The organism is Pantoea sp. PNT03 (assembly GCF_014852515.1).
Classification (GTDB): domain Bacteria; phylum Pseudomonadota; class Gammaproteobacteria; order Enterobacterales; family Enterobacteriaceae; genus Pantoea; species Pantoea leporis.
The window spans coordinates 1,666,348-1,690,967 of the sequence record NZ_JACVBT010000001.1 but is presented as its reverse complement, the minus strand read 5'-3'; the positions used below and the strand labels follow the sequence as shown (position 1 = coordinate 1,690,967).

Below are 24,620 nucleotides of genomic sequence, written 5' to 3'. Positions count from 1 at the left end.
TCGGGAGCTTTCGGCTTTTTCTCCTGTCGAAGAGACAGGATGGCAACTACGTTTAATGCTGTAAGTGTCGGGAAACAATGAATAAGGAATCGAATCAGATGAAATTACGCGTTATTGCCTGTGGCCTGTTGGCCAGTTTTGTTTCCGCATCAGTATTGGCGGATGCGTCCAGCGATCTGCAACAGCGTCTTAATAAAGTGAACAGCTTCCATGCCAGCTTCAGTCAGAAAGTGACCGATGGCAGCGGCGCCAACGTGCAGGATGGTGAAGGCGAGCTGTGGGTGAAGCGCCCAAGCTTGTTTAACTGGCACATGACCGCGCCGGATGAAAGCGTAATTATTTCTGATGGCAAAAATCTGTGGTTCTACAATCCCTTCGTTGAACAAGCCAGCGTTAGCCTGTTGCAAAATGCAGCCAGTAATACGCCGTTTATGCTGATTGCGCGTAACCAGCCAAGCGACTGGAAACAGTACAACATCAAGCAGCAGGGCGATAATTTTGAGCTAACGCCGAAGAGCAGTGATGGCAACCTCAAGCAGTTCACCATCAATGTGACATCGTCTGGCACCATCAATAAGTTCAGCGCGATTGAGCAAGATGGTCAGCACAGCGATTATCAGCTGAAGAGCCAAAACAACGGCGCTATTAGCCCAGACAAATTCACCTTTACGCCGCCAAAAGGGGTAACGGTGGACGATCAACGTCAGTGAGGTCACGGTGAGTAACCTGTCTCTGGATTTCGCTCCATCGAATGAGTTTCAGCCGCTGGCCGCTCGTATGCGGCCGGCGACGCTGCAACACTACATTGGGCAACAGCATTTGCTGGCGCCCGGTAAACCGCTGCCGCGCGCCATTGAGGCCGGGCATCTGCATTCGATGATTTTGTGGGGACCGCCTGGGACAGGGAAAACGACATTAGCCGAGATTATCGCCCATTACGGTAAAGCTGATGTTGAGCGCATTTCTGCTGTCACTTCTGGCGTGAAAGAGATTCGTGAAGCGATCGAGCGTGCCCGACAAAATCGTCAGGTGGGTCGACGCACCATCCTGTTTGTCGACGAAGTCCATCGCTTTAACAAAAGTCAGCAGGATGCTTTCCTGCCGCATATTGAAGATGGCACCATTACGTTTATTGGTGCCACCACTGAAAATCCCTCGTTTGAACTCAATTCCGCGCTGCTATCCCGTGCCCGCGTATATTTACTCAAGTCTCTTACCACTGCTGATATTGAACAGGTTCTGCTGCAGGCGATGCAGGATGACGAACGCGGTTATGGCAAAAGCGATATTGTGCTGCCGGATAATACGCGCCGTATGATAGCGGAACTGGTTAACGGTGATGCGCGTCGGGCATTGAATACGCTGGAAATGATGGCGGATATGGCTGAAAGCAATGCCGAAGGCCAGCGTGAATTAACGCCACAATTACTCAACGAAGTTTCCGGTGAAAGAGCGGCGCGTTTTGATAACAAAGGCGATCGTTTCTACGATCTGATCTCCGCTCTGCACAAGTCTGTTCGCGGTTCAGCACCTGATGCGGCACTTTACTGGTATGCAAGAATCATCACCGCCGGCGGCGATCCGCTGTATGTCGCACGCCGTTTGCTGGCTATCGCCTCGGAAGATGTGGGTAACGCCGATCCGCGCGGCATGCAGGTTGCGCTAGCGGCCTGGGATTGCTTTACGCGCGTCGGTCCAGCCGAAGGCGAAAGGGCGATTGCCCAGGCGATTGTCTACCTTGCCAGCGCACCCAAAAGTAATGCCGTTTACACCGCTTTCAAAGCCGCGATGCGCGATGCGCGCGAATTTCCTGACTACGATGTGCCGGAACATTTACGCAACGCCCCTACCAAATTGATGAAAGAGATGGGGCTGGGCAAAGAGTATCGTTATGCGCACGACGAGACTAACGCCTATGCCGCTGGCGAAGTCTATTTCCCGCCTGAAATGGCGCAGACGCGCTACTATCAACCGACTAATCGCGGGCTCGAAGGGAAAATTGGCGAAAAACTCGCCTGGCTGGCTGAGCAGGATCAAAATAGCCCGATAAAACGCTACCGCTGATAAACACCTTACGGTAAGGTGAGCAAGGATTTCATTGCATTCCATAGGGATGCAAGTCCCGCCATTCGTTCAATCAACCTTTTATTACACAGGATTAGCATGCTCGATCCCAACCTGCTGCGTAACGAGCCAGACGCAGTCGCAGAAAAACTGGCACGCCGAGGATTTAAACTGGATGTGGAAACCTTACGTTCGCTTGAAGAGCGTCGTAAAGTCTTGCAGGTAGAAACCGAAAATCTGCAGGCTGAGCGTAATTCCCGATCCAAATCCATCGGTCAGGCCAAAGCACGTGGGGAAGACATCGAGCCGCTGCGTCAGGAAGTGAACGCGCTGGGCGAACGCCTGGATGCGGCTAAAGCAGAACTGGATGCCCTGCAGAACGAAATTCGTGACTTTGCCCTCGCATTGCCAAACCTCCCGGTTGACGAAGTCCCGTTGGGTAAAGATGACAGCGAGAACCAGGAAGTCAGCCGCTGGGGCCAGCCGCGCCAGTTCGATTTCCCGGTGAAAGATCATGTTGAGCTGGGTGAAGCCGCCAAAGGTCTGGACTTTGCCGCCGCGGTGAAACTGACGGGTTCACGTTTCATTGTAATGCAGGGCCAGATTGCGCGTCTGCACCGTGCGCTTAGCCAGTTTATGCTTGATCTGCATACGCAGCAGCACGGTTATCTTGAAACCTATGTTCCGTATCTGGTGAATCAGGAAACGTTGTATGGCACCGGACAGCTGCCGAAGTTTGGTGAAGATTTGTTCCATACTAAGCCGCTGGGCGAAGAAGCGGGTAGCAGCAACTATGCGCTGATCCCTACCGCTGAAGTGCCGCTGACCAATCTGGTGCGTGATGAGATCGTTGAAGAAGAATCTTTGCCGCTCAAACTTGCTGCGCACACGCCATGCTTCCGTTCTGAAGCCGGTTCGTACGGGCGCGATACGCGTGGTTTAATCCGTATGCACCAGTTCGATAAAGTGGAAATGGTGCAGATTGTGGCGCCTGAAACCTCCATGGATGCACTGGAAGAGTTGGTGGGCCATGCAGAGAAAGTGCTTCAGTTGCTCAATCTGCCATACCGTAAAGTGCTGCTTTGCACCGGCGATATGGGCTTTGGCTCTTCCAAGACCTACGACCTGGAAGTTTGGCTGCCAGCACAGGACACCTATCGTGAAATCTCCTCTTGCTCCAACATGGGTGATTTCCAGGCTCGTCGTATGCAGGCGCGCTGCCGTAGCAAAACCGACAAGAAACCGCGTTTGGTGCACACGCTGAACGGTTCTGGTCTGGCGGTGGGTCGTACTCTGGTGGCTGTGCTTGAAAACTATCAGCAAGCAGATGGCCGCATTGAAGTGCCAGAAGTACTTCGTCCTTATATGGGCGGACTGGAATTCGTTGGCTAATCAACGCGCAATTATATAAACCCGGCAATGCCGGGTTTTTTGTTTCTTAAGCGGCAAAATAATTATTTTTTAGTCGGAATTAATAAGAAATAAACGTTATCGACAATAAATGGCTATTAATCATTAAAAATCGTAAATTCAAATAGATAGATGCCAGACTTGTATCCCTCCTCATGCCTCTAACCCTCTGAAGATAAAAAAAATAAATTGTTCCGCAGCAAATCGTGCGGCGACGAATTTTTGCACATTGACTTTAAGATAGCCGATGGCAAACTGCGCGCAATTATCGTCATTTCTTTTGGTTTTATTCCCTATGTCAACCTGGTCGCGCCCCGTCGTTTTGCTGCTTTGCGGCTTAATGCTTATGACGGTGTCTATCGCTGTGCTTAATACGCTGGTACCGCTCTGGCTTACCCATGATCAATTGCCAACCTGGCAAGTGGGAATGGCTAGCTCATCGTATTACACCGGAAACTTGCTGGGCACCTTGCTCGCGGGCTGGTTGATTACTCGTTATGGTTTTAATCGCTGTTTTTACCTCGCCAGCGTGCTTTTTGCCGTAGCGACCATGGGCATGGTGATACTGGATGGTTTCTATAGCTGGACATTACTGCGCTTTACCGCAGGTGTCGGTTGTGCACTGATTTGGGTGGTGGTTGAGAGTGCCTTGTTATGCAGCGGTACCGTGCGTAATCGCGGTCAGTTGCTGGCGGCTTATATGATCATCTATTACCTCGGCACTGTTGCAGGCCAGTTGCTGGTGAGCCGCGTGTCAACCGAGCTGCTCCACGTGATTCCATGGGTGACTGCACTGATTATCTGTGCGGTATTGCCGGTAGTATTTGTGCATGTCAATTCCAGCGCTGCGACAGAAGAAGCTTCAACGGGGCGCCTTTGGGTTATGTTGCGTCGTCGTAGTTCTCGTCTCGGCATCAATGGCTGCATTATTTCCGGTATCGTTCTCGGCTCACTTTATGGCTTGATGCCATTGTATCTGTCACATCAGGGCATGAGTGATGCAAACGTCGGTTACTGGATGGCGTTACTGGTCAGCTCCGGCATTGTCGGTCAGTGGCCGGTAGGACGTTTAGCCGATCGCTTTGGTCGCCTGATGGTGCTGCGTGTGCAAGTGTTTGTGGTTATCCTGGGTGCGATTGCTATGTTAGGTGATACTGCGATGGCGCCAGCGCTGTTTGTGCTGGGTCTTGCGGGTTTTACACTTTATCCGGTGGCGATGTCCTGGGCGTGCGAAACCGTCGCGCATCATGAGTTAGTGGCAATGAATCAGGCGTTACTGTTTAGCTATACCGTGGGCAGTTTGGTGGGGCCGGGAATGACGTCAATGCTGATGCAAAATTACTCTGACCGCCTGCTGTTTGTGATGATTGCTGCAGTTGCACTGGTTTATCTGGTGATGTTACTGCGCAAAGCCGATCATCAGGCTACTCCGGTCGCACATGCTTAACGCATTCCCATGAAATAGTAAAAAGGGGAGCCGGTGGTTCCCCTTTTGTTTGCGGTTAATACATCACTTCATGGCCGTAGCTGGCGAGGATATTCTTCACTCGCTCCATGGTTTCCTTGCTCGGCGGCTTAACACCATCCAGCTTGTACTCTTCGCCCATGGCGATCCATTTGTGTTTGCCTAACTCGTGGTAAGGCAGCAATTCGATCTTCTCTATGTTATCCATATCTTTGGTAAACTCACCCAAGCGATGAACGGAGTCATCATCATCGGAGTAGCCAGGCACCACTACAAAGCGGATCCAGGTGCGTTTGCCTCTCTTCTGCAGATAGCGCGCAAAGTCCAGCGTACGATGATTGGAAACGCCCACCAGAATCTGATGCACATCATCGTTAATCTGTTTTAAATCGAGCATTACCAAATCAGTGGCATCAAGCAATTCATCGATCACCGGATCGTAGCGACGAACAAAGCCGTTAGTGTCGAGACAGGTATGAATGCCTTCTGCCTGGCAAGCGCGGAACCAGTCACGCACGAACTCCGCTTGTAAGATCGCTTCGCCACCCGACGCCGTCACGCCACCGCCAGATGCATTCATGAAGTGACGATATGAGAGCGCATCCTTCATCAACTCTTCAACGGTAACTTCTTTACCGCCATGCGTGTCCCATGTATCGCGGTTATGGCAATACAAGCAGCGCATGAGGCAGCCCTGAAAAAAGGTAATGAAGCGGATGCCTGGGCCGTCAACGGTGCCGCAGGATTCAAAGGAGTGGATACGACCGATGGTTGACATTGCGATGAGTTCTCCAGGTGGGCCTGAATATCAGGCAGCACAATCTATGTTGTGCTCTAACAGTGAAAGTCGATTTTGCCAGGTCGCCAGCACCAGCAAACTGGCAAAACGGACTTGTGGAGAAAAGGCTCCCGCAGGAGCCTTTCAATCTCAGTGAACTACGATTACAGCGACTGAGTGAACGTACGGGTAATTACATCTTTCTGCTGCTCTTTGGTGAGCGAGTTGAAGCGCACAGCATAACCGGATACGCGAATGGTCAGCTGCGGATACTTTTCAGGATGTTCCATCGCATCCAGCAACATCTCACGGTTCATCACGTTAACGTTCAGATGCTGACCGCCCTCAATATTGGCTTCATGGTGGAAATATCCATCCATCAGGCCAGCAAGATTGGTTTTACGCACGTTATCATCTTTACCCAGCGCATTTGGCACGATGGAGAAAGTATAAGAGATGCCGTCTTTCGCGTAAGCAAAGGGCAGTTTCGCGACGGAGGTCAGTGAAGCCACCGCACCTTTCTGATCACGGCCGTGCATTGGGTTAGCACCCGGACCGAATGGCGCACCCGCACGACGTCCGTCTGGCGTATTACCGGTTTTCTTACCGTAAACCACGTTAGAAGTGATGGTCAGCACTGACTGAGTTGGCACCGCGTTACGGTAGGTTTGCAGTTTCTGAATTTTCTTCATGAAACGTTCAACCAAATCGCACGCCATGTCATCAACGCGAGAGTCGTTATTACCAAATTGCGGATATTCGCCTTCAATTTCAAAGTCTATCGCTAGACCATCTTCATCACGGATGGTTTTCACTTTGGCGTATTTGATGGCAGAAAGTGAGTCAGCCGCAACAGACAGACCCGCGATACCACAGGCCATGGTGCGATAAACGTCACGATCGTGCAGCGCCATCAGTGAAGCTTCGTAGCTGTACTTATCGTGCATGTAGTGAATGATATTCAGGGAGGTGACGTACTGCTTAGCCAGCCAATCCATGAAGTGATCCAGGCGCTCCATCACGATGTCGTAATCAAGAATCTCGTCAGTGATTGGTGCTTCTTTCGGACCCACCTGCATTTTCAGTTTTTCATCAACGCCACCGTTGATTGCGTAAAGCAGGGTTTTTGCCAGGTTGGCACGCGCACCGAAGAACTGCATCTGCTTACCGACAATCATTGGGCTAACGCAGCAGGCGATAGCATAGTCATCGTTGTCGAAGTCAGGACGCATCAGGTCATCATTCTCATACTGCAATGAGGATGTATCGATAGACACTTTTGCGGCGTATTTCTTAAAGTTAACCGGCAGTTTTTCTGACCACAGGATGGTCATATTTGGCTCCGGAGATGGCCCCATGGTGTAAAGCGTATTCAGGAAACGGAAGGTGCTTTTAGTCACCAGAGTACGACCATCGACGCCCATACCCGCCAGTGATTCTGTTGCCCAGATTGGGTCACCGGAGAACAGCTCATCGTATTCAGGCGTACGCAGGAAGCGCACCATACGCAGTTTCATCACCAGATGGTCAATCAGTTCCTGTGCTTCTTCTTCAGTCAGTTTTCCGGCCTGAATATCGCGCTCGATATACACATCAAGGAAGGTGGATACGCGACCAAAGGACATTGCCGCACCGTTCTGAGATTTCACCGCCGCGAGATAGCCATAGTAAGTCCACTGAACGGCTTCTTGAGCATTGGTAGCGGGCAGCGAGATATCTGAACCATACTTCGCAGCCATCTCTTTGATCTGACCCAGTGCGCGGTGCTGTTCAGAGATCTCTTCACGCAGGCGAATGGTGGCTTCGAGGTCAACGCCATTCTCCATATCGCTCTGCAGAGAATTGAACTGCGCAACTTTGTCTTTCATCAGAAAATCGATGCCGTACAGCGCAACGCGGCGATAGTCACCGATGATACGACCGCGGCCATAGGCATCCGGTAAACCCGTCAACACGCCTGATTTACGGCAGCGCATGATGTCAGGGGTGTAAACATCGAACACGCCCTGGTTATGGGTTTTGCGGTAATCAGTGAAGACTTTTTTCAGCGCGGGATCAAGTTCGCGGCCATAAACCTTGCAAGAACCCTCAACCATTTTGATGCCGCCAAACGGGATGATGGCACGTTTCAAAGGTGCTTCAGTTTGCAGGCCAACGATTTTTTCCAGCGATTTGCTGATGTAGCCGGCATCATGAGAGGTGATGGTTGAAGCCAGATCGGTGTCAAAATCTACCGGCGCGTGGGTGCGGTTCTCGATTTTGATGCCTTCAAGTACACTGTCCCACAGCTTAGTTGTGGCCGGCGTCGCGCCAGCGAGGAAGGATTCGTCGCCTTCATACGGTGTGTAGTTTTTCTGGATAAAGTCACGGACGTTGACGCTGTTCTGCCATTCGCCGGCGCTAAATCCTTCCCAGGCTGACGCCATTTTTTCATTCAGTTCGGACATGATATACCTGCCTTATTTAGGGAGACTTTGACGTATGGCGCGCTGACTCAGCACGCCCGTACCAATTCATCAATGCACCGGCTCATCGCCACGCAGATAGATTACCCAGTAGGTCAAACCGACTAATAATCCGCCGCCAATAATGTTGCCGATGGTCACGGGAATCAGGTTGTTAACAATAAAGTCACTAACGCTTAGTGATGGGAACTGTGCTGCGCTTGCACCAGCCATTTGCCAGAATTCCGGGCTGGAAAAATCACGGATAACGATGGCCATCGGGATAAGGAACATGTTGGCAATACTATGTTCAAAACCGCAGGCAACAAACATCGCCACCGGTAGGATCATCGCAAACATTTTGTCCATCAGACTGCGGCCGGAATAACTCATCCACACCGCCAGGCAAACCATCAGGTTGGCGAGCGTGCCGAGACTCACTGCTTCAATAAAGGTGTGATGCATTTTATGGTCAGCGGTTTGCAGGACATTCAAACCCCAGGCACCATTCGCCACCATGTGTTCACCGGCTAACCAGATCAGCGCGACAAAGAACAGCGCACCAAACAGGTTACCGATATAGACCGTCAACCAGTGTCGACCGAGTTGCAGCCAGGTGATACGGCCGCTGGCTTTTGCCACCACGATCAAAACAGTTGAGGTGAACAGGTCAGCACCGCACACCACGACTAACATTAAACCGAGCGAGAAACAGATACCGCCGATCAGTTTTGCTATGCCGTAGGGCATTGTTCCACTTCCGGTGGTCGCAGTGATATAGAAGACAAATGCGATTGAGATAAATACGCCAGCAGTGATGGCAAGGAAGAAGGTGGTTAAAGGACGTTTAGTAGCTTTATATATGCCGGCTTCTTCTGCAACTTTCGCCATTGCCGCCGGTAATAATGAATTAAAAGGGTTGTCAGCTTTCACACTAACGCTCTCCAAAAATTGCCTGTAAAGATATTAACAAAGGAGTATAGGTCAGAAATTGATGTGGATCATATTTGACCGGAAGGTAGCTGATAAGCGAAGCGTAAATGCGTCTGAGTGCTGCTTAAATTATTGAATTTATTGCAATAAATAATTTTTAATTTATGCAAAATAAGTTGAAGGTGGCTGCGGGCAAGACTAGATTTTGTTAAATATCATTAACGATTAAAGCTGAATTGTTATTTAATAATGCACTTAAATCTCTTTGTATGATCAATATAAAAAATGGCACTGATTTTTTCAGCGCCATTGACCAATACCCTAATTTCTATAAATGGAAATTTAAGCGTTAAGGCTATTTTTGTGACCAATAACGACGTTTAGCTGTCTGCAGCTTTTCATAGGCAGCGAGTAATGATTGATGCGCAGGGAAAGCTTTCAGATCCAGATCGACCGCTTGCAATCCATAGAAGGGCGCTTCGCCACTGATTGCCGCTGAAGCAGCCTCAACAGCAGCCTGGCCGTACATACGAATAAAGGCGCGATGATATTGTAGCGGATCGCGTTCCTCTTCCATTGCCAGCAGCAGCAAGGTTTGCAGACAGCGGTAGTAGTTTGCGCGCTCTTCACTAAAGATGGACTGATTAAACTCCATCGTCCATTCAGTCCAGATCAGAGCCTGATCCAGGTCGCCGCCGGCCAGCGCCAGCATGGCTTTCAGCTCGCCAATACGTAGCGTGTACCAGCCATTATCTTTGCCTGATGCCAGACCCAGCAGCTCGCGCACGCGAGTAAAGTCATCATGACCTTCCTCATCCAGTTGCACAATCAGCTCGAGATAGGCTTCGGGTTCCCATTGGCTGTCTGGCAGCGCCAGCAGGGTTTTGCGCAGTGGTGCGCCCATGCTGTTATTTGCCAGCAGCAGATCTTCTGCTGGATAAATATCAGACATGCCCGGCACGATAATGCGGCAAGCGTAAACACTCAGATGTTCATAGTCAGCGATATAGACTTCTTTATCTTCCGCACGGAAGATCGCCATTAGCGTATCAAACTCTTCGTGAGTGGTACCCGCAAAGCTCCAGTCGACGAAAGGATAATCGGCATCGTCTTTAAACATATCCCATGAAATCAGACCGCTTGAATCGATGAAATGCGTTTCCAGGTTAGCGTGTTCCGCTACCTCTTCATCATCGAACGTCGGCGGTGTGAACACGTCGAGATCTTTCAGACCACGGCCCTGCAGCAGTTCAGTAACGGTTCGCTCAAGTGCGACGCCAAAGTCCGGATGTGCGCCAAACGAAGCGAAGCAGGTACCATTTGCTGGATTGAACAGCACAACGCAGATAACCGGGTATTTGCCGCCGAGTGACGCATCGTATGAGAAGATTGGGAAACCTTCTGCTTCCAGACGTTCAATTGCTTCAATTACGCCAGGATAACGCTGCATCACCTCTGCTGGAATTTCTGGCAGGCTGATGGATTCGGCGATGATGCGATTCTTAATATGACGCTCAAACACTTCAGAAAGACCCTGCACACGCGCTTCGTTCGCAGTGTTACCGGCAGACATACCATTCGAAACGTACAGATTACCGATGATGTTCATCGGGATATACACTGTTTGCTGGTCAGATTGACGGGTAAATGGCAGGCCACAAATTCCACGCTCGTCATTGCCGGATTGCAGATCAATCAGCTCAGAAGCACCCAGGCTCTCATCAGGATCATAGAACTTGCGCAGGCGCGCATCCAAAATGCCTTCTGGCAGGCTGTCGTCCTCGGTGAGCGGGAACCATTTTTCATTTGGATAGTGAACAAAATCGCCATTAGCGATGGATTCACCCAACCAGAAATCGGCGAAGAAATAGTTAGTAGAGAGGCGCTCAAAATATTCGCCCAGCGCTGAAGCCAGAGCGGCTTTTTTGCTAGCACCTTTGCCATTTGTAAAGCACAGCGGGCAGTCGCGATCGCGAATGTGTACTGACCAGACGTGTGGCACCGGATTCAGCCAGGAAGCTTCTTCAATGTTGAAACCAAGGTCTTGCAGTTTCTGCTGAAAGCGAGCAATGGAATCTTCCAGTGCGGCGTCTTTTCCGGGGATAAACGTTTGCGTCATGGTGGCGCTCTCTTAAGTCAATGGGGTGGGCGTAAAGCGCGCAATAATACGGGTTTTATGCGTGCTTCGCTATTCAGTCGGCCAAATTTATCTCAGACTGGTTAAGGTTGTTACGCCATTCCGCTTGCCGATTTTTCTTTCTGGAACAACCTCACAAAATTCCATGGCTTAATGCATTTATGACATAAGCTGCGGTGAAGCTGGCTCTGGAAATGTGATCGCTGCCGGATTAATGATTGCAGCCATCTGGAGGCAATGATAAAACCGGTTGGGTATTCATAACCGTTCGATATGACAGTGGTGAGGGGAAATGACTCAGGTTTATAATTTTAGCTCTGGCCCGGCTATGCTGCCGGTAGAAGTGCTCCGTCGCGCAGAGCAAGAACTGACAAACTGGCACGGATTAGGCACCTCGGTGATGGAGATCAGTCACCGCAGTAAAGAGTTTATTGCTGTTGCAGAAGCGGCAGAACAAGATTTTCGCGATCTGCTGAAGATCCCAGCCAACTACAAAGTTTTATTCTGCCATGGCGGTGCGCGTGCGCAGTTCGCGGCCATTCCCGGCAACTTGCTGGGTGATGCAAAAACCGCGGATTATATTGACGGCGGTTACTGGGCTCACAGCGCAATTAAAGAAGCTGAGAAATTCTGCTCGCCAAATACCATTGATATCAAAACTACGCGTGATGGTAAGCGTGCTTTATTACCAATGCGTGAATGGCAGTTAAATGATGATGCGGCTTATGTCCATTTCTGCCCGAACGAAACGATTGATGGCAATGCTATCGATGAAGAGCCGGATTTTGGCGATAAAGTCGTAGTTGCCGATCTCTCTTCTACTATTCTGTCTCGTCCAATCGATGTAAGTCGCTATGGCGTGATCTACGCTGGCGCGCAAAAAAATATCGGCCCGGCGGGCTTAACCTTAGTGGTTGTGCGCGAAGATCTGCTAGGCAAAGCACAACGTTATGTGCCTTCTATCCTTGATTACAAGGTGCTGGCCGAAAATGAATCGATGTTTAACACTCCGCCGACTTTCGCATGGTATCTCTCTGGCCTGGTATTCAAATGGCTGAAAGAGAAGGGCGGCGTGGCTGAGATGGACAAGCTGAATCAGGCAAAAGCCGACTTATTGTATGGCGTGATTGATAACAGTGCGTTTTATCGCAACGATGTCGCAAGCGAAAACCGTTCACGTATGAACGTGCCATTCCAGTTAGCCGATTCCTCATTGGACAAAGTGTTCCTGGAAGAGTCTCTCAAGGCTGGGCTGCACGCGTTGAAAGGCCATCGCGTGGTTGGCGGTATGCGTGCATCGATCTACAATGCGATGCCGCTGGAAGGGGTTAAAACGCTCACTGAGTTCATGGTCGACTTCGAACGTCGCCACGGCTAATTGCTTTTTCATGCCAGCTTGTCTGGTATCAGACCCCGTCACTCGATGGGGTCTCGTATTTTCTGGAGATTTGGTTTCACATGCAGGACTCCCTGACTCTACAACCGATTGCTCGCGTTGACGGCACGGTAAACTTACCGGGTTCAAAAAGCGTCTCGAACCGCGCACTCTTGCTGGCCGCGCTGGCAAAGGGCACCACCCGCCTGACTAACTTGCTTGATAGCGATGACGTTAAGCACATGCTGAATGCCCTCAAAGCGCTGGGTGTCAGCTATACGCTCTCAGACGATCGCACCGTATGCGAAGTAGTAGGTAACGCGGGCCCTTTACATGCTGAAAAACCGCTTGAGCTGTTTCTCGGTAACGCAGGTACAGCGATGCGACCTTTGGCTGCCGCGCTCTGTTTGGGCGAGCAGTCAATCGTTCTGACTGGCGAGCCACGCATGAAAGAGCGTCCGATTGGTCATCTGGTTGATGCACTGCGTCAGGGCGGAGCAAAGATTGACTATCTCGAACAGACCGATTACCCGCCAGTGCGTCTTAATGGTGGTTTTGTTGGTGGGGAAGTCAGCGTCGATGGCAGTGTATCCAGCCAGTTCCTCACGGCATTGCTAATGACCGCGCCACTGGCGCAGCAAGACACCATCATCACCATAAAAGGCGATCTGGTTTCTAAGCCTTACATTGATATCACCTTGCACCTGATGCGCTGCTTTGGTGTGGATATTGATAATCAGGACTATCAGCGTTTTGTGGTTAAAGGGCAGCAACAGTACCAGTCTCCGGGCGATTATCTGGTGGAAGGTGATGCGTCTTCTGCATCATATTTCCTCGCTGCCGCTGCCATTAAAGGGGGTACCGTACGTGTAACCGGTATTGGCCGCAACAGCGTGCAGGGCGATATCCGTTTTGCTGATGTGCTGGAAAAGATGGGCGCAGTGATTGAGTGGGGAGATGACTATATCTCTTGCACACGCGGATCGCTGACGGCAATCGATATGGATATGAACCATATTCCCGATGCGGCAATGACAATTGCAACTACTGCACTCTTCGCTCAAGGCACCACGTTGATGCGCAACATCTATAACTGGCGCGTAAAAGAGACCGACCGCCTTGCTGCGATGGCGACTGAGTTACGCAAAGTGGGGGCGGAAGTAGAAGAAGGGCAAGACTTTATTCGTGTCACACCGCCAGCTCAGTTGCAACATGCGGACATCGGTACTTACAACGATCACCGTATGGCAATGTGCTTCGCACTGGTGGCTCTGTCCGATACGCCGGTAACCATCCTTGATCCAGGCTGCACTGCGAAAACCTTCCCGAGCTATTTCCAGCAGTTGGCGAAAATCAGTCATACTTCCTGATCGTTTAACCCGGTGCACTGCGCCGGGTTTCTTTGCTCTCTTCTGGCCTTATCAGGCGGAAATTGTTCTGAATCTGTCTATATTTCTAGCGCTGTCTACGCTAAAGGGTAACTAACCCGACGCAGGCAGCGTATAATGCCGCGCAATCCAGGCGGCCTGGAAGGGCTGACAATAAGCACGCAGCAACAGGAGAGAACAATGACGGCAATCGCCCCGGTTATTACCATCGATGGGCCAAGTGGCGCGGGTAAAGGGACTTTATGTAAAGCGATGGCGGAGTCGTTGCAGTGGCACTTACTGGATTCTGGCGCTATTTATCGCGTTTTAGCATTGGCCGCACTTCACCATCAGGTGGATATTGAGTCCGAGGAAGCATTAGTACCGATGGCTGCGCATCTTGATGTGCGTTTTCTATCGGTTGACGGTGAAATGCAGGTGGTTCTTGAAGGTGAAGATGTCACCGGTGAAATCCGCACGCAAGAAGTCAGCAACACCGCATCGCGCGTTGCCGCTTTCCCGCGGGTGCGTGAGGCATTGCTTCGACGCCAACGTGCATTCCGCGAAGAGCCCGGTTTAATCGCTGATGGACGCGATATGGGAACCGTGGTTTTCCCTGATGCGCCAGTGAAAATATTCCTCGACGCCAGCTCGGAAGAGCGTGCGCATCGCCGTATGCTACAGTTGCAGGAGAAAGGCTTTAATGTTAACTTTGATCGCCTTTTATCCGAGATAAGGGAACGCGACGACCGCGATCGTAATCGTGCCATCGCCCCTTTAGTGCCTGCCACAGATGCTCTGGTACTGGATTCAACCAGTATGTCGATTGAGCAAGTGATTGAAAAGGCGCTTGATTATGCTAAGCGTAAGTTGGGCATTTAATCTTTCGGCAACCGAATTGCTGTAACCCTGTACCAAGGACCCGGTGCAGGGCATGTGAAACAACCCCATCCGACAATGAAGTCAGGTGGACGTTAAATTGAAGAATCCTAAGATTATCAATATGACTGAATCTTTTGCTCAACTCTTTGAAGAGTCCCTGAAAGAAATCGAAACCCGTCCGGGTTCCATCGTTCGTGGCGTTGTTGTCTCTATCGACAAAGACGTAGTTCTGGTTGATGCGGGTCTGAAATCTGAATCTGCAATTCCTGCAGAGCAGTTCAAGAACGCAGCCGGCGAACTGGAAATCCAGGTAGGCGACGAAGTTGACGTTGCGCTGGACGCAGTAGAAGACGGCTTCGGTGAAACCCTGCTGTCCCGTGAGAAAGCTAAACGTCACGAAGCTTGGATCACGCTGGAAAAAGCTTACGAAGACGCTGAAACTGTTACCGGTGTTATCAACGGCAAAGTTAAAGGTGGCTTCACAGTTGAGCTGAACGGTATTCGTGCGTTCCTGCCAGGTTCACTGGTAGACGTTCGTCCGGTTCGCGATACTCTGCACCTGGAAGGCAAAGAGCTTGAATTCAAAGTAATCAAGCTTGATCAGAAACGTAACAACGTCGTGGTTTCACGCCGTGCAGTTATCGAATCTGAGAACAGCGCTGAGCGCGATCAGCTGCTGGAAAACCTGCAGGAAGGCATGGAAGTTAAAGGTATCGTTAAGAACCTCACTGACTACGGTGCATTCGTGGATCTGGGCGGCGTTGATGGCCTGCTGCACATTACCGATATGGCTTGGAAACGCGTTAAGCATCCGAGCGAAATCGTCAACGTGGGCGACGAAATCACTGTTAAAGTGCTGAAGTTCGACCGCGAGCGTACCCGTGTATCTCTGGGCCTGAAACAGCTGGGCGAAGATCCTTGGGTTGCTATCGCTAAGCGCTATCCAGAAGGCACTCGCCTGACTGGTCGTGTAACCAACCTGACTGATTACGGCTGCTTCGTAGAAATCGAAGAAGGCGTTGAAGGTCTGGTACACGTTTCAGAAATGGACTGGACCAACAAAAACATCCATCCGTCTAAAGTTGTAAACGTAGGCGATGTGGTTGAAGTAATGGTTCTGGACATCGATGAAGAGCGTCGTCGTATCTCCCTGGGTCTGAAGCAGTGCAAATCTAACCCATGGCAGCTGTTCGCTGAGACCCACAACAAAGGCGATCGCGTTGAAGGTAAAATCAAGTCAATCACTGACTTCGGTATCTTCATCGGCCTGGACGGTGGCATCGACGGTCTGGTTCACCTGTCTGACATCTCCTGGAACGCGACTGGCGAAGAAGCCGTTCGTGAGTACAAAAAAGGCGACGAAATCGCTGCCGTTGTACTGCAGGTTGATGCAGAGCGCGAGCGCATCTCTCTGGGCGTGAAGCAGTTGGCTGAAGATCCATTCAACAACTACATCACCCTGAACAAGAAAGGCGCTATCGTGACTGGTAAAGTCACTGCAGTTGACGCGAAAGGTGCTACAGTAGAATTAGCTGACGGCGTAGAGGGTTACCTGCGCGCTTCTGAAGCTTCTCTGGACCGCATCGAAGACGCAACTCTGGTTCTGAGTGTTGGCGACGACGTTGAAGCTAAATTCACCGGCGTTGACCGTAAGAACCGCGTTGTGAGCCTGTCTGTTCGTGCTAAAGACCAGGCTGATGAGAAAGAAGCTATCAACACTGTTAACACCAAACAGGATGAAGGCAGCAACTTCTCTAGCGCGATGGCTGAAGCGTTCAAAGCGGCTAAAGGCGAGTAATCGACCTAAGGCACCGGACGATGAAAATCGTCCGGTTTCGGTAAAAGCTGTCATACCTTTCCAAATAAGGATTAACCGGAGGTTACATGACCAAGTCAGAACTAATTGAGAGACTTGCTGGCCAGCATACTCATATTCCGGCGAAAGTCGTTGAGGATGCGGTCAAAGAGATGCTTGAGCACATGGCCACTACGTTGGCCCAGGGCGAGCGCATTGAAATCCGGGGATTCGGCAGCTTTTCTTTGCATTACCGTGCACCGCGTACGGGTCGTAACCCGAAAACGGGCGACAAAGTGGATCTGGAAGGTAAATACGTTCCCCACTTTAAGCCGGGCAAAGAATTGCGTGACCGTGCGAACATCTACGGCTAAGCCGTTACCGAACGATAAAAACGACACTCTAGGGTGTCGTTTTTTTTTGCTTCACTCTAGGGTGTCGTTTTTTTTTGCTTAGAGTATGCGGAATTGAGATCTGCTTTCCAAAATGAAGTCTCATCAATGTAATCTCTGCAAAAGTCTCGGAATCCATCGCGACACACTCTCTTTTCAATGAAGTAAATCCCTGCTTTTCTCGGCACACTCTTCCGCCAATGAGGGAGAGTAATGATGCATATGAACTGGATTTTTCTGGCCAGATTGATGATTGCCTCGGCATTGCCGTTGGGCATATTGCCGCACATACCCGCAGCCAACGGAATAGTCATCATGGTTGTATTCGCTGTGGCGCTTGGGTTGATGCCAATCACGTTGCTACGGCTTGCAGGGATTGCTCTCTTAATGGTGGCCTGGACATTGACTGAAGCCCGCCAGATGGTCAATGTCATTGGGGATCTGACTGCCGCCACAATTGAAGCCACTGTACGGGTGACTGAAGTTCGTGAACAGAAGCAGCAATTAACCGTGCAAATCTTGCGTGTCGGTCAGCGTTATCAGTTTCCACCTCTCTTTGTCACGCTCAATAATGCTTCGATGGAGCAACCGTACTGTGCCGGTCAGAGCTGGCAGATGAAACTGCGACTGCGTGCCGTCCACGGCAGATTAAATGAAGGCGAGTTCGATCTGCAGCGCTTTGCCTTGTCTAATCACACGCCGCTGCAAGGGCGCATCATCAGTCAGCAGGTGGAATCGCTAACTTGCAACTGGCGGACGCGTTTAATTAATCATCATCTACCCGCATTCGATACGCTCAAACAACCGGCAATTATGCAGGCTTTAGCGTTTGGTATACGTACCAACATGACTGAAGAGCAGCGACAGTTGCTGCGGGAAACAGGTACTGCCCACTTGATGGCAATCTCGGGAATGCATATTGCATTAGCTGCCAGCGTTGGATGGCTGTTGGCGCGTGCTATCCAGGTAATTTTGCCGGGTCATTTGATTGGTCATTTATTTCCGCTGCTGGTTAGTGTTATGACCGCAGCGACTTACACGTGGGTTTCTGGCAGTCATGCACCGGCCCAGCGCGCGATGATCGCGCTCATATTATGGATAGGGATGCGCAGCGCCGGTTGGCAGCTCAGTGGCTGGCAAGTCTGGACGTTATGTATCGGCGCTTTGCTGGTACTGGATCCATTAACTGTGCTGTCAGAAAGCTTTTGGTTGTCGGCACTGGCGGTCGCGATGCTGATTACCTGGTATCAATGGTTTCCATTAACACATCGCTTTCGCGCAAATCGTCGATGGCTGTTATTGCAATTGCTACATCTGCAGTTAGGAATGATGATCCTCATGGCTCCACTACAAATCTTCCTGTTTCAGGGAATAAGCCTGAGTGCGTTATTAGCAAATCTGATCGCGGTGCCGGTTGTGTCTTTTGTCACGGTGCCACTAATATTGCTGGCAATGCTATTGCCAGTGCCGCTGATTTCAACGGGATTATGGTCTCTGGCGGATCTTTCCATAAGCCAGGTCATGCTCCTGCTGCAGTGGTTACCCGCTGGCTGGTGGGCATGGAGCGATACGTTACCTGCTGTCGTGCTGCTGTGGGTAGGATTAGTTCTCTGGCGCAGCAAGCTGATTTATCGCAGTGTGATGCCGTGTTTTAGCCTGATACTCGCAATCATCCTCTGGCGCAGCACTGCACAGCGTGATGACTGGCAAATCGACATGATTGATGTGGGGCATGGCCTGGCGATTGCCATTACACAGGGCAATGAAGTGGTGTTATATGACGTTGGACCGGGTTGGAAACAGGATGATGCCGGATCGCGCGTCATTCTGCCATGGTTGCAGTATCACGGTAGAAGCCTCCATTCTTTGATACTAAGCCACAAGCATCTTGATCACCGTGGTGGGCTACACTCATTGCTCAAAGTTAATCCAGCGGTAGCAATTCGTAGTGCCCTGGCGGAAGACGGACACCTGCCATGCTTCCGTGGTCAGCGGTGGCAGTGGGGCAAATTGCAATTTACCGCTTTGTGGCCGCCGGAGAATCAGACCCAGGGACAAAATAACGATTCCTGTGTGGTGCGAGTCGATGACGGGCTCTTTAGCGTGTTACTCACCGGGGATATTGAGTTAGAAGCCGAGAGAAAAATTGTCGCGCTGGAAAAAGAGGCTCTGAACGCGACAATTTTGCAGGTTCCGCACCATGGTAGTCGGACTTCATCAGGCGCATTACTGTTACGTAATGTTGCTGGGAAAGCAGCATTTGCTTCGGTGGCGCGGTATAACGCCTGGCGTATGCCTGCGCCAGCCGTGGTGCAACGCTATCGTCAGCAAGGCTATATGTGGTACGACACGGCACAATCGGGTCAGATTCATGTGGGTATCAGACAAGGTCATTGGCAAATTAAGGGCTTAAGAGAGCAAATAATGCCTCGATGGTACCATCAGTGGTTTGGCGTCAAACGCGATTCCAGGTAGAATGAGCGGCTATTTCAAACAGCGTGAATAAATAATGCATCAAGATAAAGATCTCTCAACGTGGCAGACATTCCGTCGACTCTGGCCGATGATTGCGCCCCACAAGGCTGGCCTGTATGTGTCAGCGGTGGCGCTGATACTCAATGCGGCAGGCGATACCCTGATGCTCTCTCTGTTGAAACCTTTACTGGATGATGGCTTCGGTAAAGCAGACAGATCCGTAATGCTGTGGATGCCGCTAGTGGTAATTGGCCTGATGCTGGTACGTGGCGTGACCAGCTATATCTCCAGTTACTGCATCTCATGGGTGTCCGGCAACGTGGTCATGAATATGCGTCGCCGCCTGTTCGGCCATATGATGGGCATGCCGGTAACCTTCTTTGATCAGCAATCAACGGGGACGCTGCTGTCACGCATCACCTACGATTCTGAACAGGTGGCCTCTTCCTCTTCCAGTGCACTGGTTACGGTGGTGCGTGAAGGGGCCTCAATCATTGGCCTGTTCATCATGATGTTCTATTACAGCTGGCAGCTGTCTTTGATTCTCATTGTGCTGGCACCGATCGTCTCCTTTGCTATTCGTACTGTTTCCAAACGTTTCCGCAGCATCAGTAAGAACATGCAGAACACCATGGGACAGGTCACCACCAGCGCCGAACAGATGCTAAAAGGGCATAAAGAAGTGCTGATCTTTGGTGGCCAGGAAGTGGAAGCCAAGCGTTTTTCTCAGGTCAGTAACAGGATGCGCCAACAAGGCATGAAACTGGTGTCAGCATCTTCAATCTCTGATCCGGTAATCCAGTTGATTGCCTCGCTGGCACTGGCATTTGTACTTTATGCCGCCAGTTTCCCAAGCGTGATGGAAACGCTGACAGCCGGTACCATCACCGTGGTCTTCTCATCAATGATCGCCCTGATGCGTCCGCTCAAGTCACTGACCAACGTGAATGCACAGTTCCAGCGCGGTATGGCGGCTTGTCAGACGCTGTTCTCGATTCTTGACAGTGAGCAGGAAGTGGATAACGGCAAGCGTGAAATGGATCGTGCTAAGGGTGATGTGGAATTCCGCAACGTGACCTTTACCTATCCAGGCCGTGAAATTCCTGCGCTGCGTGATATCAACCTGTCGCTGCCTGCCGGTAAAACCGTTGCACTGGTCGGCCGTTCTGGCTCTGGTAAATCCACTATGGCCAGCTTGCTGACGCGCTTCTACGACATTGATAGCGGTGAAATTCTGCTGGATGGCCACGATCTGCGCGAATACACCCTGCGTTCACTGCGTAATCAAGTGGCATTGGTTTCCCAGAACGTTCATCTCTTCAACGACACCGTCGCCAACAACATTTCTTATGCCCGTAATGGTCAATACACGCGCGAGCAAATCGAGCAGGCTGCGACCATGGCGCATGCAATGGACTTCATCCAGAAGATGGATAATGGCCTTGATACCGTTATTGGTGAGAATGGCGTGCTGCTTTCCGGTGGTCAGCGTCAGCGTATTGCGATTGCGCGTGCGTTACTGCGCGACTGCCCGATTTTGATTCTCGATGAAGCCACATCAGCGCTCGATACCGAATCTGAGCGGGCGATTCAGGCCGCACTTGATGAGCTGCAGAAAAATCGCACCTCACTGGTGATTGCGCACCGTCTGTCGACCATTGAGAAAGCCGATGAGATCGTCGTAGTTGAAGATGGTCGCATTGTCGAACGCGGTACTCACAGCGTGCTGCTTGAACAGAAGGGCGCCTATGCGCAGCTTCACAAACTGCAGTTCGGTCAATGATTGAACGCATCTGGAGCGGGCGTTCGCCGTTATGGCTGCTGCTATGGCCGCTGAGTCTGCTTTATGGGGCGATCACCCTATTGATTCGCCTCAGCTTCCAGCGCGGTTGGCGAAAAAGTTGGCGCGCGCCTTGCCCTGTGATTGTGGTGGGGAACCTCACCGCAGGTGGGAATGGTAAAACGCCTGTAGTGATTTGGTTGGTGCAGGCGCTGCAACAACGTGGAGTACGTGCTGGCGTGGTGTCGCGGGGTTACGGCGGAAAAGCTGAACGTTATCCGCTGCTGGTTACCGCTGAAACGCCCACGGCGCAGGCCGGCGATGAACCTGTGCTGATCGCTCAACGCACGCAAGTGCCGGTCGCCGTTGCGCCACGGCGGCGTCTGGCGGTAGAAGGCTTGCTCGCTGCGCACGATCTGGATGTGATTATCACCGATGATGGCCTGCAGCATTACGCGCTGCAGCGCGATCGCGAAATCGTGGTGGTGGATGGGATGCGTCGTTTTGGCAATGGCTGGTGGTTACCGGCTGGGCCGATGCGTGAACGCGCCTCACGACTTAGCACCGTAAATGCGGTGATCGTTAACGGCGGCGATGCGCAGGCGGGCGAAATTGCGATGTCATTGCAGCCCGGTCTGGCGGTCAACCTGATCAACGGTGCAAGCGTGGCGTTAGCGCAATTGCCGGAAATTGTCGCGATGGCCGGCATAGGTCATCCGCCGCGCTTCTTCAACACGCTTAAGCAGCAAGGCATCAAGCCAGTGGCTGAAATTGCCTTCGCCGATCACCATGCTTACAGCGAAGACGAATTGCGGCGTCTGACTCAGGCAGATCAGTGCTTGCTGATGACGGAAAAAGATGCGGTAAAATGCCGTAGTTTTGCTCGCCCAAACTGGTGGTATTTGCCGGTTGATGCGCATCTGCAAGGCGCGGCGGTGACAACCTTGTTAGACGATATCACCCATCTCTGCACTACCGCGCGAGACGCCCGTTCGCGCTAACCACCAAAAAGGGAATGGAGTTATGAACCTCGTCGCTTCCCTCTCGTTGCAAACTGCTCGTCATCTGCATCTGGCTGCTCAGGGACTGTTACGTCCTTTAGGCCGACGTGCGCGCTTTGCTGATATACACGCGACTGTGCGTCAGATGTCTTTGCTGCAAATTGATACCATCAATGTGGTGGCACGCAGTCCTTATCTGGTGCTGTTTAGCCGCCTTGGCGCGTATCAGACCAACTGGCTGGAAGAGGCGCTGGCCTCGGGCGCATTATTTGAATATTGGGCTCATGAAGCCTGTTTTATTCCTTTCGAAGATTACCCGTTGCTGCGCCACCGCATGCTGGAACCGCAGCGACTGGGCTGGAAGTACAACCAACGATGGGTTGAGGAACATCAACAGGAAATCACTGACCTACTGCAACACATCTCCGTCAACGGCCCAGTGCGAGCAGCCGATTTCAGTAATGATAAACAGACCAAACCGGGCTGGTGGGCGTGGAAGCCGCATAAGCGTCATCTGGAGAATTTGTTCAGTGCGGGTCAGTTGATGGTGGTGGAGCGGCGCAACTTCCAGCGGGTTTACGATCTGCACAGCCGCGTGATGCCGGACTGGATTGATGAACAGCATGCGTTAAGTGAAGACGAAGCGGTGTTACAGATGCTGAGTCACAGCGCATGCAGTCTCGGCATTTTCCGTGGCAGTTGGTTAGCCGATTATTACCGGCTCAAACGCGCACCGCTCAAGTCATGGCTTGAGGATGCGGCTGCGCGCGGAGAAATTGTGCGTGTTGAGGTCGAGCAACTGGGCGAAATGTGGTTACACCACGCATTATTGCCGCTGCTGGAAAAGCCACTCTCTGCCACACATACCGCGCTGTTGTCACCCTTTGATCCAGTGGTTTGGGATCGTCGTCGCGCGCTGGAGCTGTTTAATTTTGATTACCGCATTGAGTGCTATACGCCTGCGGAAAAGCGCAAATATGGTTATTTTGTCCTGCCGGTCCTGCATCGCGGATTATTGAAAGCGCGCATTGATGCCAAAATGGAGCGTCAGGCGCAGCAATTAGTGGTTCGTGCATTCTGGCTGGAAGAGGGCACACGCATCAGTAACGCTTTCCTTAATGACGTCCAAAAAGCCATTAATCGCTTCGCCGCGTGGCAAGGCGCCAACCAAGTGATCATCGAAAATGCGCCGGCAGAACTGCTGGCTGCCTGGTCAACTCGCTGGTCGATTGGTGAATAAAGCTGCCATTTGTCCGGCTTGAGTGCGTCATTCACGCGCACGCTATTATGCTATGCTACCCGTCTGAATCGGTCCTGAATGGAGAAGATTATGGATCACCGTTTACTCGAAATCGTTGCTTGCCCGGTATGCAACGGAAAACTCTATTTCAACAAAGAGCAGCAAGAGCTGATCTGTAAACCGGATGGCCTGGCTTACCCGGTACGTGACGGTATTCCAGTGCTGCTGGAAGTGGAAGCGCGTACGCTGTCTGTTGAAGAGATTCATCCATGAGTTTTGTTGCCATTATTCCTGCGCGTTACGCTTCAACGCGTCTGCCCGGCAAACCGCTGGTGGATATTCAGGGTAAACCGATGGTGCTGCACGTTATGGAACGCGCCCGTGAATCGGGTGCCGATCGCGTGATTGTCGCCACCGATCATCCGGATGTGGCAGCGGCGGTAACGGCGGCCGGCGGCGAGGTGTGCATGACGCGGGTCGATCATCAGTCCGGCACTGAGCGTTTGGCCGAAGTGATCGAAAAGTATCAGTTTGCCGACGACACGATCATTGTTAACGTGCAGGGCGACGAGCCAATGATCCCGGCGGAGATTGTACGTCAGGTGGCAGGTAATCTGGCGCAATCTGAAGCCGGGATGGCGACGCTGGCGGTGCCGATCACCGATGCAGAAGAAGCCTTTAACCCGAACGCGGTGAAAGTGGTGATGGACGCCAAAGGTTATGCGCTCTACTTCTCACGCGCCACCATTCCCTGGGATCGCGAGCGTTATGCGCGTTCGCGCGAGCAGATTGGCGACACGCTGCTCCGCCACATTGGCATCTACGCCTATCGCGCCGGTTTCATTCGTCGCTACATCGCGTGGGAACCTTGCCCGCTGGAGAACATTGAGTTGCTCGAACAGCTGCGCGTGCTGTGGTACGGTGAAAAGATTCACGTCGCGGTGGCAAAAACTATCCCAAGTGTTGGGGTGGATACGCCGGAAGACCTTGAGCGGGTTCGTCTCGCTATGCAGGGTTAATCTCCGACCGGCCAGCGGCTCTCGCTGGCCTGAAAGTTTGATCTGGCGCTAAGCTTTGCGCCG

General features: G+C 51.6%; 19 protein-coding genes. 15 read left to right on the top strand and 4 right to left on the bottom strand.

Features of this window, described 5'->3' with window-relative positions; translation table 11 throughout:
• The first annotated feature begins 98 nt into the window (after positions 1-98).
• The 4 genes from lolA (at position 99) to IB226_RS07930 (ending at position 4,921) form a co-directional block, all read left to right on the top strand.
• Complete coding sequence (lolA, locus tag IB226_RS07945) at positions 99-710, top strand: outer membrane lipoprotein chaperone LolA (RefSeq protein WP_008102417.1); 612 nt, start codon at positions 99-101, stop codon at positions 708-710.
• Between the two features lie 7 nt (positions 711-717).
• Entirely contained in the window at positions 718-2,064 is a 1,347-nt protein-coding gene (locus tag IB226_RS07940; RefSeq protein WP_110865839.1) for a replication-associated recombination protein A, read from the top strand.
• A 99-nt stretch (positions 2,065-2,163) separates the two neighbouring features.
• On the top strand, positions 2,164-3,456 hold the full coding sequence (serS, locus tag IB226_RS07935) for a serine--tRNA ligase (RefSeq protein ID WP_101760965.1): 1,293 nt from the start codon (positions 2,164-2,166) through the stop codon (positions 3,454-3,456).
• A 313-nt stretch (positions 3,457-3,769) separates the two neighbouring features.
• Positions 3,770-4,921, top strand: coding sequence for an MFS transporter (locus tag IB226_RS07930; RefSeq protein WP_110865841.1), 1,152 nt, complete (start codon positions 3,770-3,772; stop codon positions 4,919-4,921).
• A 55-nt stretch (positions 4,922-4,976) separates the two neighbouring features.
• Here IB226_RS07930 and pflA read toward each other — a convergent pair whose 3' ends face one another.
• The 4 genes from pflA to ycaO form a co-directional block, all read right to left on the bottom strand.
• Complete coding sequence (pflA, locus tag IB226_RS07925) at positions 4,977-5,717, bottom strand: pyruvate formate lyase 1-activating protein (protein WP_101760963.1); 741 nt, start codon at positions 5,715-5,717, stop codon at positions 4,977-4,979.
• A gap of 164 nt (positions 5,718-5,881) precedes the next feature.
• Positions 5,882-8,164, bottom strand: coding sequence for a formate C-acetyltransferase (pflB, locus tag IB226_RS07920; RefSeq protein WP_192234419.1), 2,283 nt, complete (start codon positions 8,162-8,164; stop codon positions 5,882-5,884).
• Between the two features lie 69 nt (positions 8,165-8,233).
• Positions 8,234-9,094, bottom strand: a complete 861-nt coding sequence (focA, locus tag IB226_RS07915) for a formate transporter FocA (RefSeq protein WP_192234417.1) — start codon at positions 9,092-9,094, stop codon at positions 8,234-8,236.
• A gap of 355 nt (positions 9,095-9,449) precedes the next feature.
• Positions 9,450-11,213, bottom strand: coding sequence for a 30S ribosomal protein S12 methylthiotransferase accessory factor YcaO (ycaO, locus tag IB226_RS07910; protein ID WP_101760960.1), 1,764 nt, complete (start codon positions 11,211-11,213; stop codon positions 9,450-9,452).
• Between the two features lie 310 nt (positions 11,214-11,523).
• Between ycaO and serC the strand changes: the two genes are divergently transcribed.
• From serC to kdsB, 11 genes are all read left to right on the top strand, one after another.
• On the top strand, positions 11,524-12,609 hold the full coding sequence (gene serC, locus IB226_RS07905) for a 3-phosphoserine/phosphohydroxythreonine transaminase (RefSeq protein WP_192234415.1): 1,086 nt from the start codon (positions 11,524-11,526) through the stop codon (positions 12,607-12,609).
• An 80-nt stretch (positions 12,610-12,689) separates the two neighbouring features.
• Positions 12,690-13,976 carry a 3-phosphoshikimate 1-carboxyvinyltransferase gene (gene aroA, locus IB226_RS07900; RefSeq protein ID WP_192234413.1) on the top strand — a complete coding sequence of 429 codons (1,287 nt, stop codon included), beginning with the start codon at positions 12,690-12,692 and terminating at the stop codon, positions 13,974-13,976.
• Between the two features lie 198 nt (positions 13,977-14,174).
• Positions 14,175-14,855 (top strand): (d)CMP kinase, encoded by a 681-nt coding sequence (gene cmk, locus IB226_RS07895; RefSeq protein WP_192234411.1) that lies wholly within the window; start codon positions 14,175-14,177, stop codon positions 14,853-14,855.
• 121 nt (positions 14,856-14,976) lie between these two features.
• Positions 14,977-16,653: a 30S ribosomal protein S1 gene (gene rpsA / locus IB226_RS07890; protein WP_052025984.1), complete on the top strand. Its 1,677-nt coding sequence runs from the start codon at positions 14,977-14,979 to the stop codon at positions 16,651-16,653.
• Between the two features lie 86 nt (positions 16,654-16,739).
• On the top strand, positions 16,740-17,024 hold the full coding sequence (ihfB, locus tag IB226_RS07885; protein ID WP_003849360.1) for an integration host factor subunit beta: 285 nt from the start codon (positions 16,740-16,742) through the stop codon (positions 17,022-17,024).
• Between the two features lie 234 nt (positions 17,025-17,258).
• Positions 17,259-19,517, top strand: a complete 2,259-nt coding sequence (locus tag IB226_RS07880; protein WP_192234545.1) for a DNA internalization-related competence protein ComEC/Rec2 — start codon at positions 17,259-17,261, stop codon at positions 19,515-19,517.
• 34 nt (positions 19,518-19,551) lie between these two features.
• On the top strand, positions 19,552-21,300 hold the full coding sequence (gene msbA, locus IB226_RS07875) for a lipid A ABC transporter ATP-binding protein/permease MsbA (protein ID WP_101760956.1): 1,749 nt from the start codon (positions 19,552-19,554) through the stop codon (positions 21,298-21,300).
• Positions 21,297-22,298 (top strand): tetraacyldisaccharide 4'-kinase, encoded by a 1,002-nt coding sequence (gene lpxK, locus IB226_RS07870; protein ID WP_101760955.1) that lies wholly within the window; start codon positions 21,297-21,299, stop codon positions 22,296-22,298. Before msbA ends, lpxK begins: the two co-directional genes overlap by 4 nt.
• A gap of 22 nt (positions 22,299-22,320) precedes the next feature.
• Positions 22,321-23,538: a winged helix-turn-helix domain-containing protein gene (locus IB226_RS07865; protein WP_192234409.1), complete on the top strand. Its 1,218-nt coding sequence runs from the start codon at positions 22,321-22,323 to the stop codon at positions 23,536-23,538.
• A gap of 90 nt (positions 23,539-23,628) precedes the next feature.
• Positions 23,629-23,811, top strand: coding sequence for a Trm112 family protein (locus IB226_RS07860; RefSeq protein ID WP_007887424.1), 183 nt, complete (start codon positions 23,629-23,631; stop codon positions 23,809-23,811).
• A complete protein-coding gene (kdsB, locus tag IB226_RS07855) occupies positions 23,808-24,557 on the top strand; it encodes a 3-deoxy-manno-octulosonate cytidylyltransferase (RefSeq protein ID WP_101760953.1) in 750 nt (249 codons plus the stop codon). Before IB226_RS07860 ends, kdsB begins: the two co-directional genes overlap by 4 nt.
• Positions 24,558-24,620: the final 63 nt, after the last annotated feature.